13 protein-coding genes are annotated in these 17013 nt (G+C 38.1%); all 13 read right to left on the reverse strand.

Annotated features, from left to right (window positions below):
* Positions 1-7: 7 nt before the first annotated feature.
* Positions 8-2665, reverse strand: coding sequence for a T7SS effector LXG polymorphic toxin (locus O3640_RS02755; protein WP_268723050.1), 2658 nt, complete (start codon positions 2663-2665; stop codon positions 8-10).
* Positions 2665-3405, reverse strand: a complete 741-nt coding sequence (locus O3640_RS02760; RefSeq protein ID WP_008808107.1) for a DUF4176 domain-containing protein — start codon at positions 3403-3405, stop codon at positions 2665-2667. The genes O3640_RS02755 and O3640_RS02760 overlap by 1 nt, the downstream gene beginning before the upstream one ends.
* A complete protein-coding gene (locus O3640_RS02765) occupies positions 3405-3701 on the reverse strand; it encodes a hypothetical protein (protein ID WP_061597396.1) in 297 nt (98 codons plus the stop codon). Before O3640_RS02765 ends, O3640_RS02760 begins: the two co-directional genes overlap by 1 nt.
* Before the next feature lie 9 nt (positions 3702-3710).
* On the reverse strand, positions 3711-4130 hold the full coding sequence (locus O3640_RS02770; protein ID WP_008808105.1) for a hypothetical protein: 420 nt from the start codon (positions 4128-4130) through the stop codon (positions 3711-3713).
* A 19-nt stretch (positions 4131-4149) separates the two neighbouring features.
* A complete protein-coding gene (gene essC / locus O3640_RS02775; protein WP_195321752.1) occupies positions 4150-8616 on the reverse strand; it encodes a type VII secretion protein EssC in 4467 nt (1488 codons plus the stop codon).
* Positions 8594-9754 (reverse strand): type VII secretion protein EssB, encoded by a 1161-nt coding sequence (gene essB, locus O3640_RS02780; RefSeq protein WP_008808103.1) that lies wholly within the window; start codon positions 9752-9754, stop codon positions 8594-8596. The genes essC and essB overlap by 23 nt, the downstream gene beginning before the upstream one ends.
* 21 nt (positions 9755-9775) lie before the next feature.
* Positions 9776-10030, reverse strand: a complete 255-nt coding sequence (locus O3640_RS02785; RefSeq protein ID WP_008808102.1) for an EsaB/YukD family protein — start codon at positions 10028-10030, stop codon at positions 9776-9778.
* Positions 10030-10527 (reverse strand): type VII secretion EssA family protein, encoded by a 498-nt coding sequence (locus O3640_RS02790; RefSeq protein WP_008808101.1) that lies wholly within the window; start codon positions 10525-10527, stop codon positions 10030-10032. The genes O3640_RS02785 and O3640_RS02790 overlap by 1 nt, the downstream gene beginning before the upstream one ends.
* Before the next feature lie 9 nt (positions 10528-10536).
* Positions 10537-13902, reverse strand: a complete 3366-nt coding sequence (esaA, locus tag O3640_RS02795; RefSeq protein ID WP_371586615.1) for a type VII secretion protein EsaA — start codon at positions 13900-13902, stop codon at positions 10537-10539.
* 69 nt (positions 13903-13971) lie between these two features.
* Positions 13972-14265: a WXG100 family type VII secretion target gene (locus O3640_RS02800; RefSeq protein WP_008808099.1), complete on the reverse strand. Its 294-nt coding sequence runs from the start codon at positions 14263-14265 to the stop codon at positions 13972-13974.
* 632 nt (positions 14266-14897) lie between these two features.
* Positions 14898-15383, reverse strand: coding sequence for a GNAT family N-acetyltransferase (locus tag O3640_RS02805; protein WP_045772619.1), 486 nt, complete (start codon positions 15381-15383; stop codon positions 14898-14900).
* A gap of 109 nt (positions 15384-15492) precedes the next feature.
* The gene (gene dltD, locus O3640_RS02810; RefSeq protein ID WP_045772618.1) at positions 15493-16761 is read right to left on the reverse strand and encodes a D-alanyl-lipoteichoic acid biosynthesis protein DltD; all 1269 of its coding nucleotides are present in this window, start codon (positions 16759-16761) and stop codon (positions 15493-15495) included.
* Positions 16754-16993, reverse strand: a complete 240-nt coding sequence (gene dltC, locus O3640_RS02815; RefSeq protein ID WP_005591431.1) for a D-alanine--poly(phosphoribitol) ligase subunit DltC — start codon at positions 16991-16993, stop codon at positions 16754-16756. Before dltC ends, dltD begins: the two co-directional genes overlap by 8 nt.
* Between the last annotated feature and the right edge of the window lie 20 nt (positions 16994-17013).

The following is a 17013-nucleotide window of genomic DNA, read 5'->3' on the forward strand; positions in this document are numbered from 1 at the left end:
TTTCCTTTCATTCTATACTCGGTCTGATCACTTCAATTTTTGTACCAGGCGGTATTTCAAACCCACCCTTGAAGATTCCCTTCCCTTCACCTACAACTACTCCACCTGTTTGCTCAAAATGAGGGTATGCTAAATTCTGATTTTGAGTAAACGGTGCTGTCTCAGATGATTTATATTCTTGAATTCTTAAAGCTCCAGTTTCTTTATCATAGCCCATTGCATCAACACGAATCTTAACTTCTTCCCCATCAGGAGTTGTTACTTTAATGGTTATCTGATCCTCCACATTATCCGCAACCTTTTTGAAGTCATCTAGTTTTTCAACTTCAAATTTATACCCCTGCTCACGAATTTTGGCCATATGCTCAGAAGCCTCCTTCCAATCCATGGGATCTCGCGGTACTTCTCCTGCTTTCGCTTTTCGTTCAAGATATTTCTCATAGCGAGCTTGGACTTCTGGATCTGTGAATTTACCGTCCACAAATTCTTCTGTCACCTTACTACCTTTGGCTACATCATCACCATGGCGTGCGAACTCTTCTCCCGCCTCAGACGCAAATTCTGAGCCGGCTCGACCTCCGCCACCTGTGTGTCTCAAACCACGGGAGACATCATCACCATGTTTAGCAAGGCTCTCGCCAGCCTGTGAACTGAACTCCCGGCTCACACGACTGGCTGCGCCACCACTAGCTGCTTCTAAACCTCTCGCTACATCATCTCCATGCTGAGCAAAGGCTTGACCAGACTCGGCACTGGCACGAGCTCCTGCTCCTACCAACTCCCGTTCTAGATTAGCTGCATTCTCTGCTTGACGCGCAAAAGCTTCTTCTAACTCAGGCTTAATGCTCAGATTTTCTCTAACTGCCATATCATGGGTTTTCAGATAGTCTTCTGCTTCCTGAGCCAGACGTTCGCCTGCATCTGCTGAATCAAGTTCTCGAGCAAGATCATCACCGTGACGAGCTACATCATCTCCATGCTTAGCCAGTTGTTCACTAGTCTCTTGGGTAAACTCACTGGCTGCTGTTCGACCAGCTCCTGACTTAGCAAAGCCTTCAGCTGTTTCATTCCCCACATTGTAAACTCTAGCCCCATGTTCTGCGAAGTCGTCACCATAATGTGCTGTAGCAGTGGCCAATTCATCACCACTACTCATTAAACGCTGACGTAATTTATCAAAAGTCGGGAAACGCTCGGCCATATTATCACCAAATTTGCCAGCCGCATCCCAAACATTATCACCCCAACGGGCCATTGTAGCAGCTGGGTCATCAATCAGATTCATCATTCCACGAGCTGCGCCACGCATAGCATCGTCACCTTTGGTTGCCAGGCGTCCGATACTTCTAGCCATATCGTCCGCATTGTGTAGTGCTGCCTTCCCAACCGTACTACCAAAGGCTCGAATCCCTTGCAAGAATGTTTCAGCTCCTTTGGCTGCCGTCAAACCAGCTTTTACTTCACCTACACCGATAAACCAAGAAGCAACCTCAAATGCTACACCACCTGCATTATACCATGGATCTGACCAAAAGTCATCCCACATCTTGACTGCACCATTCTTAACTCCTTCCCAAGCTTCTGCCCGAGTTTTCTCATCTGTCGCAAAGCGAACAGCATAATCACCAGCGCCTTTGACAGTTTCCCAGGCACCATTGACATCATCTTCCATCCACTTAGGAGCGATATCTACACCAGTAATACCCTCAATTGCTACAAATGTTAAGGAAGCCATGAGATCATTAAGTTCACTGGCCATAATTGCAACAGAGCTTACCAAAGAGCCAGCTGCCCCGAGAACACCTTCCCCGAAGAGTAAGACTTCACGTAAGACAGGAATGTCCAAGTCTTTTGTCCCTTGCTTGACTCCATTCCACCAGTTTCCTATTCCCTCACTTGTATTCTTCAACCAAGCTGTGACTGGGTGATTTTTCTCCCACTCTTCCTTGGCTTTCTTGGCTGCTTCTTCAGCTTCTTTCTTAGCCTGTTCTTTAGCCTCTGTGATCTTAGTATCCAATTGCTGAATACCATCACCCAATTGAGTAAAGGCAGCAAAATCTACAAAGCGTGGATCTGTGTAGGACAGTGCCTGCGCTTGATTACCCACTTCTATCTGCTTACCAAGTGCTGTCACGATATTATCTGTTTGTAAAGGCGCATCTGCAGTATCAAACTTATTTACATTATTTATAGCATCCTGGAGGATTTTATTAGCTGATGTAATAGAGCTTGAAACTGAACTGCTAGGGCAACTCAAGCTGATTAAATCATTAATATCCGAATAAATCTTGCCAATCTTTGTCTCGTATTCTGTATGCTTGGTATCCGCATTGGTCATTTTAGTTTTAGTTTGAGTAAGAACTTCTTCATCCAAAATAGCACTTTCAGAATTTTCACCAACAGTTGATTGAAAATCACTTAGAGTCTTTTGAAAGTCTACTCCCATCAAGGTATAGCTATTTTTTAGTCCTACAATAATCGGATTATGACTGTTGTTGATCTCATTGTTGATCGCCTTGCCGACTTCTCCATACATGGAATTACTCGTAATAATACCATTCATCCCGTTTTTGGCCGTGTCTAACTCACCTTCTACTTTTTCAGCAGACTCTAGATAAGCATCACGGAGCTTAATAAGCTCAGCTACATCTACGTGGAATCCCATTACTTCACCTCTTTCTCTAAAAGATCAATGCCAAACAAGTCTTTTGCATAATGTTTATAATAGGCTAAGCCATCCTTAGAAGGCATATAGGCTGTCGAAATCTGTTCTTTGGCCAATTGCGTTGCTCGAAGAACATCAAGTGAAAACGTCTCGTCCAATGGATGACTCAAGCCTTGATGTACAACTCTCTTAATCATCATATTAGAAATGAACATTGGCCGAGTAGCCGGAAGTTGACCTATAGGCCAGACATAGGCGTAATAGTCAACAATATACTTGTCAAAAGGAGCCTGCAAAGGAAGTTTTCGTCCAGTAATAACCACTAGTTCACTTACTCCTGAATACTCCAACTGATTTTTAATGGCTGCCGGCAACATTTCCTCATCTAGCTCAACAATTGAACCAACAGGCAAAATCTCTGTATAAATAGCATCGATTTTGGCCATAAAAATCAGAAAATCAGCTTCCAAAAAACGAAGCTTAATCTGTTGACGTGAAAAAGTGACTGAGCGTTCTTTCCCATAGTCAAACTCCACATGAATAGTTGCTCCAATCTTAGGCTTATATGTAAACTCCGAATCCAGCTTCCGATAAGCTTTGTAAATTGAACGCAGAATTTGAGGATGATTTCCTAAGAAATTTGCAATAAGCAGAACCTCGTCGGTTACCTCAAAAGAAATTTGAGAGTCATTGTGAAAGATGCTATATAAGATTTTACTTTTATCTACTTCTTGTTCCATTATTTAAACCTCAAATTCGCTGTCTTCTTATCAAAATCTGCACCAAACTGTGCATCTTCTTCAACAATTTTTTGGGCCACTTCTTTCATCTTATTGGTGCTGGTCACTGCATAAGTTGTCTTATAATTCGTCAAAGTGGTTTCAATTTTTTTCTCCATTTCAATCAAGGCCTTAAAGCGTGCTAAAGTTGTCTTTCCTAACTCTTGAACAGTCACGCCTGAGACGCTCGATACATTATTAGCAGCAGTTGTCACTGCGCTGTTCCATTCATCAGGAGATACTCCGATTCTTCCCATAATTTCCTCCTAGACCAATGATTTGAAAAAGTTTGCTGCTGTATCCCACGCATTAGCAGCCCAACTAAGAAGGTTTCCTTGCTCAAGCTCTAATCCGGCAATTTTCCCAGAAAGGCTTGATAAATTTGCTTGGTGTTTATTAATATCCGAATTAATATCTTTTGTAACTGTTTTAACAGACGTTTTAAATTTATTTCGAATATCTCCTTTAAAATCTGACTCAGAAATATCAGACTCTATTTTCTCAGTATTCTTCTTAAAAGTATCATAATCTGTAATAGCAGTCTCTAATTTCTTTTTAGCTTCTCGCAAACGTCTAAGTTTTTCTTCATTTGCAGCATGCTTAGCTTCATATTCTCGAGCTTGCGCTTGATATTTTTGCCCTTGTGCACGATTGTAAGCATTATTTTTAGCCTTATCGTTAGCCATATCTATCCTCCTTTATTCTTTATTGATTAAGCTTAATATGCTTAATATCTCGAATTTCAAAATAATAAGCTTCATCAAGAGCTACAATTGGCTCTCCAATGCGAATTTTAACATTGACTAAGTTTTGGTCAGTAACACGCGTTCCAAATATACCAGCTGGAATGTTGCTCCGAAGACGCTTATTAAACTCATCAAAGCCAGATTCTATAGAACGCTGGACACCTTGGAATATGATATAAATACCATTACGTGCCCCCTGTCCCAGTACCTTCTTAAATAGTTCAAGAGCCGTTAAAATATGATTATTAAGCAAATGCGCTTCTGGTATGTAAACGAATGTGGCAATGTCCCAACCATGTTCTTGACGCTCATCTATTTCTGTAGATAATTCCGTCAAAAAGCTTACATATTCTGATTCATCTATCAATTCACCATAGTCTTTTTCATATTGCGTAAATCTGCCACCTGCATTAAAGATATATTTATTTACTCGATCACCTAAATATTTAAATCCTTCTAAAACAGTACGTGTCAAACTCTCTGACTGTTGAACAGTATCTTCTGCAATCAAGAAATAACCATGCTTTTTAGGTATAAAACCAACTACATTCGTTGTTTCTTTGTCTAAAGCTAGAGGAAGTTCTAATTTATGAAGCATAGCTTGAACTCCCTTCTTTTGGTAAAACGCTGATAATTCTACAACATTTGGAAGCATTGGAATAGCAGATGGTACTTCTCCATCCCATTCTTCAGCCATAGCTTTAATTTCTTCTTCCATTGCAGTCAAACGCTCAATATCATTGCTTCCTGAACTTGGAAGATAAATTTGGAACTCATGGACACCTTCTTCAGTCTTGATTTGTCCACGGCCAATGACTTCTTGCGCAATTAAGGCTTCTCGACCCACTACCTCACGAACACCATTATCTTCTACTAAAAATAGGGCCATTCTGGTCGGCAGGTTACTGTTAATTGCCAGCTTGAAACTATTCGCTCTAAGAGCAGTCATCGCTAGATAGATTCCCAGACTAGCACCTTCACGTAACACTTGAGAAACAATAGACTCGATAGACTCTGTTAAGTTGCTTTCTTGAATCGAATCAAAGGAGTCTAGAATAATCGAAATGACAGGTAAGGAATTGCCTGATTTCGCTTCATACTGTGCCAAACTGGCCACACCATGTTCTGACAATAAATCTTTTCGAGTTTGAATCTCTTGTCTAATTTTCTTTATAAACTTCACAAGTTTTTCTTCTTCTTGCAAAGTTACGATATCAGCCACGTGTGGTAAGTCTCTTAAAGGAAGCAGACCATTTGTTCCAAAATCAAATAGATAGAAATGGACTTGCTCTGGAGAATTCATCCGAGCCATATTTAAAACAAATGTTTGCAAAGCCGTAGACTTACCGAAGCCAGCTGAACCCAAAATAGCAAAATGGCTATATTCTTCTAAGTCAAAATCAAAGACAACCTGTTCTTGCTTTTCTGGTATATCTAAAAGAGCAAAAGGAACGGATAGTTTACGAGGCTCTTTCCATTGAAGCTGATAATCTATGCTTGGCGTCAGTATCTCTGTAGCAAGTGGCGGCAACCATGGCTTATCTGGAAGAATCACGTCATTCCCAGTAGCAAAATCAGAAATTTCATCGATTACTGCAGTCAATTCTGTACGCTCATCGTCTGAAGTCTCTTGATAGTCTTCCCCAGCAGACAGGTCAGAACTTAATAGCTCCGCTTGTCCTAAATCATTGATAAGCCAAATCCGTTCATCTATTTTCTTTTCATTCGAGCTATTTGGTTGGTAATTTGCACCACTCCAAGCAGATTGGAATAATTCGTAAATTTCGTTATTACCAACTTGTAGATAAGCACGTCCCGGCTGAATGATACTTGCAGCATCTGGTGTCTTAATGATTTCTTTTGAATCTGACTCATCGGCTACTTTAAGAGCTAGTTTAAAGCGAGAGTTGGACCAAATCTGATCGTCTACTACCCCGCTGGGCTTCTGTGTAGCCAAGATTAAATGAACCCCAAGTGATCGACCGATACGAGCAGTCGATACTAATTCTGCCATGAATTCTGGTTCATTTTGTTTCAATTCAGCAAATTCATCTGAAATCAAGAACAGATGAGGAATAGGCTTTTGAGGATAATCTTTCGCTTCTTGTGTCCCTGACAATCTCTTGCCTTCTTTATACAGTTTTGTATAAGCATTGATATGATTGACCCCAAAGCGACCAAACTCCCGTTGACGCTTTTGAAGTTCCGCACGAATACTCTTCAGAGCACGCGCAGATGCCGCTCCGTCCAGATTCGTGATGGCTCCCATCAAGTGAGGTAATTTAGCAAAAAGATTCGCCATCCCCCCACCTTTAAAGTCAATCGGTAAAAATCCGACATCTTCAGGTGCAAAGTTAACAGCTAAACTCAAAATATAACTTTGTAAGATTTCAGATTTCCCTGAACCTGTCGTACCTGCTACCAGACCATGAGGGCCATGAGCTCTTTCATGTAAATTCAGGTAGACAATATCGTCTTTTCCACGTAATCCAAGTGGGACTGCTAGAGTTTTTGAAGTATCTGCTACAGACCAGCGGCTAGGAATATTAAGATCGTCGACTGTTTTTACATTATACAATCCTAAAAAGCTAATTGCCTCAGGAATGGAATTTTTTTCAACCTCAACGTGATTTAGATTGGCTAGTTTATGAATGGCGTCATTGATTCTATCGTCCCATTTATTTGGAACAAACACTTGGTTCACGTATTCTCGGTTATCATTCACTAATGTAGCCGTTTCGTTGTTTTGGTATTCAATAACTGCTGTAGCCGTCTCAGGGAGCATTGATAGATTTTCTTTCCCCCAAATGACTGTCACCCCATATTGAGTCATGTCTTCTGCTAAAAACTCATTAAGACCGTGACCAAGCAAATATGAATCATCCAAAATCGTCAGCACATAATGAGGGCTAAACTTTAACGCTGCAGATTTAGAGGCATTTTCTCTAACCATCTGGCGTCTTTTTACAATAATCTGATAAAAAGAATTTAAAACAACATCTCTTGTCTGTTCATTGTGGATTAAACCTCTTAAATTCAGATTATGGAGCTGGAAGTGTGGCAACCACCTCCAAGCCTCCCAGGATTTCTTATAATCCTCATCAGATAGTAAAGAGACAAACTGAACATCATGATAAGAATGCATTGCAGCTATTTGAAAGAGAATCGTTTGGATTGCAGTATTGAGATAAACTAGCGAACCCGCTAAACCTAAGGTTTGGTCACGTAAAGAAATAATGATAGGAGATTGAGCAATGTGTTTATACTTCTCTACTATCTCTTTTTTTACAAATTGTTCCCATTCGTCTGTCTGCTCTCGCTCTGAAAAATCTACACTAAAACTACTTTTTACATCTCCAATCCCCAATCGAATATTTAAAAAATCTTCATGACTAGGCATTTTCTCATAGATTCTAGAACGATAAGAACAAAGTAGGGAAATCAAATCTGCCACTGAAGGATAATTATACTCCAGTGCTTCTTTCTGTTTCCCGGCCAGCTTTGCTAACTCGGATTCTTTTTCTACCAAATAGTTTTGATAGTTTTCTTCCTGTATTTTATTTTCTTTTTCAGTTTCTTTCTTAGACGTCCAATAACTAGACACAGAAAAAGCTGCTGTTAGAAGACTGGCTCCTCCCATACTTAAAAGCATAATTGGATTTCGTCGACTGATAATGGTAACTGCACCCGTCATCACTAACATTCCTAGAGGCGGAACAATTGTTCTAAGTATTTCTCCACGTTTTTTCTCTTTCCTCCCTTTAGGTGAGTTGAGCCTAACTCTATCCTCAGAAGGTCTTAAGAAAATCCGTGGACTACGTCTATAATCGGGAAAATCAACAGGATACTCCTCTAGTAAAGCTTCTTCAATAAATAGCTTCGAATTTAAATAAAATTCTTGTAACAGTCCAATCATCTTGAACTGATCTGGACGTCTTTCTATTACTACGCCATCTATTACAAGCCTATCTCCTATTTTGAAATGACCATCAAAATCGGCTACTTTTTCTCCATTAATGTATACTTTGGCCCCATTAGAAAAGACTTGTAAATGATGGTAGTTTTTTGCTTCTGGTTTGAAGCGAGCCAAAACAGTCGTATTAAATTTAATAGCTGAAGAAGCTAAGTCCGAAATAATAAACTCATTTCGTGGGATATTGGTATACACAATATCCAACTTACCTTTAGGATAGGCTATGCAATGCTGTAATAATTCTCCTGACCATACTTGCCCATTAAATAACAGCTGATTGTTTTCATCTAAGCAAATAAGGCCGTTCTCTGTTTGAATCTGGCGAAGGTTTTCTGAAATCTCAAGGTGTTTAAACTGATTCCCAAATAAAAATACGTCATAAAAAACTTCTGAATGGGTTCTTCTATTGCTATCAAAAATTTGGTTGGAATTATTTTTGTTCTTCATGAGCATCCTTTCCTTCCAAAAGTTCTTCGTAATTTTTAATTTGTTCCTTATATTCTTTCAGTTTTTCTTGTTTTTCAGATCCTTTCATTTTAGAATCTCCACTAACATGACTGTACAATTTTCTATAGGCGTATAAAATCAATTGATTATCTCCTATATTTTGAGCAGCATCTAGCGTTTTTTCATAGTCTCCAAATCCAATATAAATCCAATACAGAAGAATAGTTTCATTAGTCTTCATAGAAATATTTTTTAAGATATTTTCCTTCTGATCACTACTAAGATTATCTTCTTTAATGGCACTAACAGCTAAAGCATACTGTGTCCCTTTAGGAAAGTTCTTTGGATTATCTTTTTCTAAAGTTTCTAAAGCCTTAGAATATTCATGATTTGTATAATAAATCTCACTTGAAATGATTCTATCTTTATAAGGAATTGTGTTTACTAGATAAAAGCCAGATACCACAGCAAGAACTAAGAACAAAATTCCAAACGAGATCATTCCCCATTTATATATCTTAAATTCATTTTTAGGCGTGTAGATATTCTCTTCTAATCTTTTTTGAACCTGTATTGCAACTTGTTGATTCAACGATTCATTTAATTCAGTAAAATTCTGTGCTTGTTGAATCTCTTGAGAAAATGGATTCTTAAGAGCACTCGAGCCATTAATTAAATCGTAGAAATCCAATCTCGGATTGATAATGTAAAGAATGAGGGCTCGATATGATTTAAAATAGTCCTCATTTTCTACAAAGGGCATCACAGCTGTAGAGAAGCCTCTATGAGCAACTTTAACATATTCACCTAAAACAAAAAAGTTATTCGGATGAATGTATGGCACCGTCAAAGTCTGTGAATAACGAGATAAAAATTGCATCTTTTGAGCTAAGACTAATCTATCAATTAAAGACAGCTTTTCCAGAGCGGTAACTAGTGGAATAGAAGAAGTTTCAATCTCATACGTAACCCGAAGTTCCTCTTCGGTCACCTCCGACACCTCTCCCGCTAAAAAGTGTACATCTTTCTCTAAGAATGTTTGATATTGTGGCAATTCATTTATTTTAAATTGATTGGCCTTCAAACGGACGTCCAGTCTGTCATCCTCAACATTTATATCTAACTCAGGATAATATTCTTTCATCTGCGCCACAGGTCTACCTCTCTATTCTACGCGTGTAACAACTTCAAGTTGGTCACCATTCCCAACGGGATATTCAGACAAAACAGCTGAAGGAGCTAATAAAAATGGTTTATTCTTTAAAACTAAATCAAATTGCTCTGGCAAAACGACTTTCTTCAAAACTAACGCCTCTCTAAGTAAGTCTTTTAAACGATTAGTTGTCACTGCCATTGGAACCATCACATCATAAGTTTGATTTCTATATTCAAGTTCTACTGTAATTGTTGGGGGATTCATCAAGATTGCTCCTTATTTTGTAACTGAAAATTAGAGAATACGCTCCCTAGCTTCCAACCAATGAATACTATCAAGGTTGATCCTAGCAAAAGTAAGCTAGTATACAAAGCTTTTATCAATGAATCCGATGTAGCTTCAGAATCATTTGTTATAAACTCTGGAAAAGAATAATTTTCCTGAAATAATTGATCTTTTGATGGAGCATCACTTTTATTTTGGTTCCACTCCTCCCGAAACATCTTATCAGTCAATTCATTAAATTGACGCTTTTCTTCCTTTTTGAAGGCCTTGTTTTGTTCTTCCTTTTTCCCAAGAAACAAATCAGCCTGGTTTCCATAGTATTCATACTGTTTTTGTTCTTGATCGCCACCATAAATTACATCATTATGAATTTCAAGAGATGATTTATCATCTGCAAAAGCAGACTCAATAGTAATTGCTAGTCCTATTATAACTAAGAGAGTATAGAAAGTTATTGTAATTTTATTTCTAGACACTGTTAACTCCTAAACTGATTCCACCTTATTCGGCTTGATAAATAAATTTAATAGTATTACAGCAACGGCCGATAAGAATAAAATGAAAATTGTAAAGAATCCAATTCCTAGGCCATTCATCAATGCAACATATCCATTTTCAATATTTTGAAACAGTGAAAAACGATAAAGCAATGAAACAAATGTTCCAGGTTTTGTCGATGAACCTATGATTGGCATCAATAGTAAATAAATTCCTAATAAGAAAGTAAAACAATATAAAGTTATTGTTCTCTCAAATTTGCGTAACAGAAATACAAATAGATTAATCAAGATGAATAATAGTAAGAAGGTATAAAGAACCCATACTAATTTTGATACAGAACGAAGCATAGATGATGTTATCAAAGCAAAGGCTAAAGATGATACTACAGCAATGGATGCAATCTTAGCCGTATTAGGTAGGTTGTACCAGATGCGTGACGGGGTCTGTAGTTTGTCTCCTTCACTAATGCTACGAGGTCTCATCAAATAAATCGTAAAGAAACTGATTGAGATAGTAAGTAAAGCACTCACAATAGTCATATAGTAAGGGATGATGGAAACTTTTGCTGTTGATCCCCGAATTGCACTTACCTCAATCGGAGAAGATAGGAAATTAAAGACTTTTGCATTATCTCCTCCACCGTTCTTAGTATTAGCTAGCACCTTATTGAAAGCCTCAGCATATTTTTGATTATCAGACAAACTAGAATCCGTATTAGATGCATACTTATTGACATTTTCCAATACGCCATTAACTTCTTGCTCTAATTGATTTGCATCAGTTGTAAAACTCTTCACAAGGTCATCCATTTTAGGTAGACCATCTGCAGTAGCCTCTGTTTGTTTCGAGATATCTTTTGCTGATTTTTGGATATTTCTCAGTTGTGTAGCAATTCCTTCCAACTTGGAAGTGTTAGCAATCTCTTGTTCAGCTCTAGAAGTTGTATCTGACTTATAAAAGTCATCTAACGTTTCCTTCGCAGTATCATACCATTTTCCTAATTCTAAAACTAAATCATAATACTCATTTTTATCTGGAATAGATTTCAATAAACCATACAAACTCAATTCTTTCTCGGAATCTTCTGTTGAGTCAGGAGATCCTAGAACAGTAGAAATATCTGATATCCTCTTGTTTAATTCAGAATATAAATAATCTCCGTCTTTTTTATAAGCTTCAGCAAATTCATCCGAAACAGATTTAGCCAAGTCTTTTTTATCAATATTATTGTAGCGGTAATAGATTGAATTTGGACTAGCCAAATCTCCTAATGAAACATTGCTATTTTGAACACGTTGTGCAAAGGTCGCAATCGAATCTGAGGGATCCGAAAAAATTGTTGTAATTTGTTGAGCAGCCTTATCTAAAGATGAGAAGTTATTAAGAATTACTGGTAAGTCTTGAACAAGTGTATCATTTTTAGCATCGAATACTGCTAACTTCCCAGAAGCAACGCTGCCATTACTATTCGCCCATTGATAATCGACTTCCTGATAAGAACGCTTCTCTGTTTGTTGTGGCGACCAAGATAGACCTACAGTTACCGTAACTGGCAAAGAACTTGGAACTACAGGTTCCTTCACCTCTTGGTTCTGCACTTTATCATCACGGTTAGAATCTTTGTCCTGAGTATCCTCAGTTTGTTTATCTGACCCTTGGTTTGCTGGCTTGTCTTCAACAGCAGTGTTTACAACTGCTGTATTATGAATCGAAACAGCAAAACCATTAGAAGATCCTGAAACAACAGCCTCTTTACCAAATGGTGCGAGTTGCTGATTTAAACTTGCTTGAATTTGAGACGCAACAGCTCCACCGTTTGAAATTGTAACTCCTTCACCGCCTAAAGAAATGGTATCCCCGCTAGTTGCAATATTAAAGGTAGCAGTTGTTTGGAACACATCAGATTGAGTAGCTTCTCCACGGTTCATAAAATTATATGAAGTGGTCGTGCCTGTCCCTACACCAAAATCAGTTGAATAACGATTGACTAGAGTCAATTCTGTTTTATAGAGGTTTGCTTGGTCTTCACTAATTACATTTTTAGAGACAAGAGCATCTATCAACGAAGATAGTGAAGATGCTGGAGTAGCACTTACTTCTGCATTAAGTTTTGCTAAATAGTCCTTATCTAGCTTAGATCCCTTATCTGGATTCATTAAAGCAGCGATTGCTTCTTTTACATTGTCAATACTTGCTGTATCAGGAGTTAATTTGCTATCTCCATAATATTTTGAAGCAATTACCTGTTGTAAATTTTGAAGATCCGTAATTTGACCCTCTAATTTTTTAATATTGGCTTCTACTGATGTTCGAGCTACCGCCTGAGCTTTTTCGTATTGTTTCGAAATTTCCAAAAAACGTTCATAGATACTGGCGTTTGGAGTTCTTTCGTTTTCTGGATCTTGAGGCAATAAAGGCCCCTGAATTTTAGGAGAGGAATCTTTGGCTTTATCTTGATCTAACTCTGATAACTCTCTCCCTCCTAGTGTTGCGAACTGTTTTGTCATTTTAGAATAATAATTATCTAAACCATTCAATTGATAATTATCCTTGTTCGAATTCGAGTTTGCTCCTTTATCTTCAGGTTGAATTGAGTCAGCAATTCCCCCAACTTCCTCAGCGTTTCCATTTACCAGCGATGTAACTGAAGATACAAAACCTTTCTGTTCAGATTCTACAGCTGTACTACTTGATTGTAAGGAATTAGCTAAAGCTGATGCACTACTGATAGATTGTGGTAAAGTCTGAAATGGTGTCTGGATTTTCGACTTCAAATAATTTGAATGCTGAGATTCTATCTCCACTATGCCAGTGACATTTTGTTGTGCGTCTGAAAGACTAGCAACGATACTTGAAAAGTACATTTGTACAATTCTTGTATTAAAGTTGTATAAAATGCTATTGATATTTTTTTCAATAACTTGCTGAGTTACTTGGTTTTGTCCATTCCTAATCCGATATTCTATATTAGCCTTTTGTGGATCGATACTTTGGAGAGACAGCACTGTTTGAGAAAAATTTTTAGGAATAACAATCATTGCATCGTATTCTCCACTCTCAATGCCTGCTTTGGCTTGACTACGATTTGATGTCGCCCACTTATTCTGTTCATCCTGAGAAATAAAAGTGACAAAATCACGCCCTAGTTGGTAATTTTTATTCTCAAATTCCCAGCCGTCATCTTCATTTACCAAAACATATCGCGCTTCTGAAGATTCCTTCCCTACAACTTGAGTCACAGAAGGGTCTTTAAAAGCTATGTAAATAAAGCTTCCTGCCATCACTATTAAAGTAATTAATACAACAGAAATTGAGATTATTTTTCTATGTTTTTCACTCAAACGGGACATTTTCACTCCTAAAAATTTTATTAAAATAGCCAGCACTCAACATAGAGCACTGGCAATGATTAGTTTCTTTTAAAAACCGAATGATGCTTTATCAGCTGCATCACGCTCTTCTACAGTATTAGCATAAGCAACAAGTTGTTGGTTTACACTCACAAGGAGTTCTTCCATTTGCTTCACGTTTGCTCTCAATTGTTCAAACTGTTCAAGATATGCGTTAAATGCTTGACCTTGCCATGTTGATGCAATTGTATCATTAGTGCTTGACACTTTTTGAATCTCTGCTTCAATGCTGCTTGCAGCTGAGGTATAAACGTTCGCTTGTGAACGTAGTTCTTCTGGGGTAAGTGAAATAGCTCCTGCCATATCTTTTCTCCTTTGTTTTTTAAAGACTAATACACTTAAACAGTATATTTGTACCTATGTTATACTAAAATACACTTCACGTCAATTACAAATATATGTATTATATTGCAATTCTGCAACAATAATTCTGATTCTCTATACTTCTATTTATTTTCTAATGCCATAACCCTTGTTTTTAAGGCTTTTTAAGCTATTGCGCAAACGTAACAAAACTGTAAAATAACATCTGTTTTATTTTATCTACTATTAAAAAAACAAACTTTTAATTTAGCTATTTTATCGTGTTTGCCACACTAATTTTTTTAATGACAAACGATATTAAATCCCACTTTTAAATCAATATTTTTTATAAGCATTTACAAAAAAGACATTCTAGTACATTTTTTAGTTTGATTCCTTTTACTTTTCATCCGTATTATTTCCGATTTTTCTCTCCCTTTTATCCTATTTTTTTTCTTAAAATAACATCATTTTCTCACCCTATCTTCAAATAAATCGGCAAATTTTTTAAAATAGGTAAGACAAAAGAGCACCCGAAAACCGGTATGAAAAAATTTGAGAGACAGAAAGCTAGTAATATCGCCAAGTCCTTTTCTTGAAAAAAACATCTGCTCCTCAGCAGATGCCTTCATTTACCGATAGTAATCATAAGCTAACCGAGGACTTCCGTCTGCAACATAAATGATGCCACACTCAGTAAAGCCATAAGACAAGATAGCTGCTTGCATGGGCTTATTATCTGCATGAGTATCGATCCGTAGATGGGGAATCTCCTGATAGCAAAAATCAAAAACCTGACGTGCCAGACCTTTGACTTGGCCGTTTGAAGCGATACGATGGATCGTTCCATAAGGCTCTGTCGAACGCCAGGCTCCCTTTTCAATGACTTGATAAGTTGGATCCTCTCCTATGATAAAAGCGAACGTCCCTACTATCTTTCCATCCTCCTCTACAACGAAGGACTGATGAGAGCTTATGTCTGCCTCTATCAATAGTTTGCTGGGATAATCCTCTCCCCACTGAGTCGGATTTCCTTGCTCTCTCATAAACTTACGAGCTAGAGCATAGATCTCCATGATGACTTTTAGATCTTCTTCTTTGGATAGGCGTATCTTCATCTTTTCCTCCCTTACCGAATGATGGCTAGTTTCTTGAGCCTTTCCAATCATTACATTATAAGAAAGGAGACTGAAACATTCTTGTCCCAGTCCCCATCTTGAAAGAATACTATTTAAATTCTTCTGGTTCACCAGTATATTGGGCCCATTCCTGGCTAAAGAAACGGTCATTGAGCTTGTAAGCCGGCGCAGGCTGTGGATTTGCCACAAATGGGTCCACGACCTTATCAAAAGCAAGCCAACCTAGCCAGCCCATATGTATGGTGTCCTGCATAAAGTAAGACTTGTCGCCATCCTTCGAAAAATCAGCAATGTTATTAAAACCTTGTTCGGTCAGCTGATATTTGATTTTCTCAACAGCCTGCTGATACTTTTCTGGACTCAGCCCCGTATATTCCATCCATTTGGCATTGACTGGAGGAATAACAAAGAGAACATTGGTCTTAGATTTAGCAAACTGATCCAAAGCCAATTGCAAATCATTGTATTCAGGAGATTGCACATAGGATAGATTCCGCTGAGAACCCTTGAGGCGTTTCAAGGCTTTTTTTAGACGATTCTTATAGAATTTGTTTTCAATTCCAAGATCATTGCTACTAGTGTTTTTCTTAGCTTCTTCTGTTCCGACCTCTTCCAAGGCATCATAAGAAAATTTGTCTGGCAGATTCTTCAGCTTAGACAATACAAATTTTTCATAATTGTCGTTATTAGCTGCGACAAAATTGCTGAAAAAGGCATCTTCTCGCCGATTGATCCGTGCCATAAAACGGATAAAAGAACGATCAAAGCTCGTCAATTTTTGCCGATTAGCCAATTTTTGAACATTATCTTTCATAGCAATGTTAGGATATAGTTGCAAGAGACGCTGCGCCGCGTATTGGGCGGCACGATCCCCGCTCTGTTGCCTCAAAAAGCTGGTCAGCTGATCACTATTAAAGTATTGCTGGAAAGCCGAAGCATCATATCCCTTCTTGGTAAACCACTGGGGCGATACCACATAGACAGCTGTTTTATTTTCCAGTTGTGGCAGAATCTGCTGCATACCAAAGTACTGATTGAGAGAGGCCGCGCCACGCTGACCTAGGAAATAAGGTCGGTAAGAACGGTCATATTTTTCTGCTAAAACAGCCGGGTGCAGACTGTCAAAGCGTAGCCATTCACTCGAACCAAAGAAAGGGACAAAACGATGTTCCTCATCTGTCAAAGCCTTACTCTTTTGGGTTCGATTTTTGAAATTTTCTGCCGTTAAAGTGACGGCTGAACGCTTTTCACTCTCATAATTATGATTGTAGTTAATAGGATAGAAAAATAGCAAGGCAACTACCATCAGTAGCGCGCAAAAAACTGGCCCCAAAATCAGCCATAATCGTTTAAGCATTACGAAGCTCCGTTACACCTTCAACGATTTTATTGGCCGTATTCCAGTCATCGCGACCAAATTCAGAAACAGGTACACGAATATCAAAACGATTTTCCAATTCTACAATCAATTCAACTGTTCCCATGCTATCTAGGACACCTGCATCGAACAAATCTTCATCCATCATGTCAGAGACATCTTCCATAAATAATTCATCGATAATTTCGATTACTTCTGCTTTTACATCCATTGTATTTTCCTCATTTATTT

The sequence above is a fragment of the Streptococcus sp. 27098_8_75 genome, from assembly GCF_041432475.1.
GTDB classification, from domain to species: Bacteria; Bacillota; Bacilli; order Lactobacillales; family Streptococcaceae; genus Streptococcus; species Streptococcus gordonii.

What these genes read in the sequence shown, in the direction of transcription:
- O3640_RS02755 (WP_268723050.1), bottom strand. Translation starts at nt 2,665, where the DNA reads ATGGGATTCCACGTAGATGTAGCTGAGCTTATTAAGCTCCGTGATGCT.
- O3640_RS02760 (WP_008808107.1), bottom strand. Translation starts at nt 3,405, where the DNA reads ATGGAACAAGAAGTAGATAAAAGTAAAATCTTATATAGCATCTTTCAC.
- O3640_RS02765 (WP_061597396.1), bottom strand. Translation starts at nt 3,701, where the DNA reads ATGGGAAGAATCGGAGTATCTCCTGATGAATGGAACAGCGCAGTGACA.
- O3640_RS02770 (WP_008808105.1), bottom strand. Translation starts at nt 4,130, where the DNA reads ATGGCTAACGATAAGGCTAAAAATAATGCTTACAATCGTGCACAAGGG.
- essC (WP_195321752.1), bottom strand. Translation starts at nt 8,616, where the DNA reads ATGCTCATGAAGAACAAAAATAATTCCAACCAAATTTTTGATAGCAAT.
- essB (WP_008808103.1), bottom strand. Translation starts at nt 9,754, where the DNA reads ATGAAAGAATATTATCCTGAGTTAGATATAAATGTTGAGGATGACAGA.
- O3640_RS02785 (WP_008808102.1), bottom strand. Translation starts at nt 10,030, where the DNA reads ATGAATCCCCCAACAATTACAGTAGAACTTGAATATAGAAATCAAACT.
- esaA (WP_371586615.1), bottom strand. Translation starts at nt 13,902, where the DNA reads ATGTCCCGTTTGAGTGAAAAACATAGAAAAATAATCTCAATTTCTGTT.
- O3640_RS02800 (WP_008808099.1), bottom strand. Translation starts at nt 14,265, where the DNA reads ATGGCAGGAGCTATTTCACTTACCCCAGAAGAACTACGTTCACAAGCG.
- O3640_RS02805 (WP_045772619.1), bottom strand. Translation starts at nt 15,383, where the DNA reads ATGAAGATACGCCTATCCAAAGAAGAAGATCTAAAAGTCATCATGGAG.
- dltD (WP_045772618.1), bottom strand. Translation starts at nt 16,761, where the DNA reads ATGCTTAAACGATTATGGCTGATTTTGGGGCCAGTTTTTTGCGCGCTA.
- dltC (WP_005591431.1), bottom strand. Translation starts at nt 16,993, where the DNA reads ATGGATGTAAAAGCAGAAGTAATCGAAATTATCGATGAATTATTTATG.